Source organism: Pedobacter sp. 01N416 (assembly GCF_056399685.1).
Window position 1 is genome coordinate 1 of sequence record NZ_JBFTRT010000690.1, and the last position, 2,397, is coordinate 2,397.

The 2,397-nt window shown below is 39.8% G+C and carries 2 protein-coding genes; both read left to right on the forward strand.

Annotated elements, in window-relative coordinates; genetic code table 11:
- Nucleotides 1-75: 75 nt before the first annotated feature.
- The gene (locus AC1DND_RS25855) at nt 76-591 is read left to right on the forward strand and encodes a hypothetical protein (protein ID WP_029277298.1); all 516 of its coding nucleotides are present in this window, start codon (nt 76-78) and stop codon (nt 589-591) included.
- Nucleotides 591-2,397, forward strand: a 1,807-nt coding sequence (gene mrdA / locus AC1DND_RS25860; protein WP_477585452.1) for a penicillin-binding protein 2, incomplete at its 3' end; no start/stop codon positions are given. The genes AC1DND_RS25855 and mrdA, both read left to right, overlap by 1 nt.

The following is a 2,397-nucleotide window of genomic DNA, read 5'->3' on the forward strand; positions in this document are numbered from 1 at the left end:
CATTGCAATATGTATATGTGGTTAAAGATAAAAAAGCCGAAGAGCAAAAGGCTTTGGAAAGCTTAGTTAAACCGAATGAATAGTAGAATCATAATTGTAAATGTGATCAGGTGGTTTTTACTCCTTTTTGTGCAGATCTTCCTGCTCAAAAACATGGGCTTTTATGATCTTTCCACACCGTTTATCTATGTGCTGTTTTTGCTCCTGCTTCCATTCGGAATCCCCAATATTTTGTTGTACTTATTGGCTTTTGGAACAGGCTTAACACTCGATGCTTTTTACGATACCATGGGCGTACATGCTACGGCTTGCGTGGTATTGGCTTTTGTAAGGATTTCCTTTATATCGATAAGTTTAAACCGCGACGCAATTGACGACCCAGAACCATCGTTAAGTTATATGGGTTTTCAATGGTTTTCACTTTATGCTTTTCTTTGCGTTGTTGCACACCACCTGGTGCTGTTCTTTCTAGAAACATTTAGGCTAACCGAAATTGGTTACACCTTAATGAGATGCGGCTTAAGTTGTATCTTTACACTGCTTATTATTTTATTGGTAGAGTTTATATTCTATAGAAGAACACCACGCTAATGGATCAATTATTTAACCGAAAATATATCGTTCAAGGATTATTTATTGTAATCGCCCTGATTTTATTGGGGAAGTTATTTTATATCCAGATTATTAGCGACAAGGCCTTTATTTCTGCAGAAAGTAATGTATTAAAAAAGAAATTCAAGTTCCCTGCACGTGGTGCTATTCTAGACCGGAACATGAAGGTTATTGTACAGAACGAACCTGTTTACGATTTAATGGTTATTCCCAACGAAGTAAAGGAATTTGACACGGTTACCTTAGCTGCAGCACTCGAGATTTCGGTAGCGGACGCACGCAAATTTATGCGTAAGGCCAAGGCTAAATCCAACTATCAGGCCACACCTTTTGTTAAACAGATTTCAGTTCAGAGCTATGCTCGTTTACAGGAAATTATGTACCGTTTTCCGGGTTTTTCAACTCAGGACCGCACCATACGCCATTATCCCGATAGTGTTGGAGGACAGTTATTTGGTTATGTAAAAGAGGTAGACAGTGCCGATATTGCCAAATCTGAAGGCTTTTACAAGCCAGGCGATTATAAGGGAAAAAGTGGTCTGGAAAAATCATACGAAGAAGTTTTAAGGGGAGAAAAGGGCGTTGTAAATACAATTTATGACGTGCACAATACCCCCCAAGGCAGTTATGCTGATGGAAAGTATGATATCAATGCAGTTTCGGGCGAGCGACTAATTTCGGGCATTGATATGAGGATTCAGAAACTGGGTGAAGAGCTGATGATGAACAAGGTTGGGGCAATTGTAGCGATTGAGCCTGCTACCGGGGAAATTCTTTCACTGGTAAGTAGTCCGGGCTATGATCCAAATCTTTTGGTTGGCAGAAATCAAGGGAACAATTACATGGAATTTATTGTGGGCAATCCATACCGCCCATCTTTAGTAAGACCAATAATGGGTTACTATCCCCCTGGGTCATCGTTTAAGCCTGTTGATGCGCTAATTGGACTACAAGAAGGCGTAATAGATCCCAATACCACATTCTTTTGTCCGCACTATTATCAGGCTGGAAATAGAAAAATTAAATGCGAACACTTTGATGGCTCAATTTCTTTACGAAGAGGCATAGCCCGTTCCTGTAATACTTACTTTTGTTATGTTTTTCAAAAGTTAATTACCAAAAACGGGATGAAAAACCAAAGACAAACCTATCAGGAATGGCGCGATAAAGTGGCTAAATTTGGTTTCGGATCAAAGCTCGACATTGATATGCCTTATGAAAGAAAGGGCTATTTTTATACCGCAGACCATTACGATAAAATTTATGGTAAAAGATGGGGTTATACCAACGTAATTTCACAGGCTATTGGCCAGGGTGAGATTACCGCTACCCCATTACAAATGGCAAATGCCATGGCTATTATTGCTAACCGTGGTTATTACATTAAACCGCACTTAATTAAAGGTATAGGCGATAAAAATCTGGTTAAAAAAGAATATGTAGTTAAAAATTATGTAGGTGTAGATGCCAGACATTTCGAATCCGTAATTGATGGTATGCAGGATGCCGTAAACACCAGCTGGGGAACGGCCATACTGTCACGGATTCCTGATATAGTACTTTGTGGAAAAACAGGAACGGTACAAAACCCGCACGGAAAAAACCACTCTGTGTTTATAGGTTTTGCCCCAAGAGATAATCCGAAAATTGCTATTGCAGTAATTGTCGAAAATGCGGGTTTTGGCAGTACCTATGCAGCGCCGATAGCCAGTTATATGATCGAAAAATACCTGAAAGGTAGTGTTAGCGGTGGAAGAGCTGCTCAGGTAGAGTGGATGAAGAATC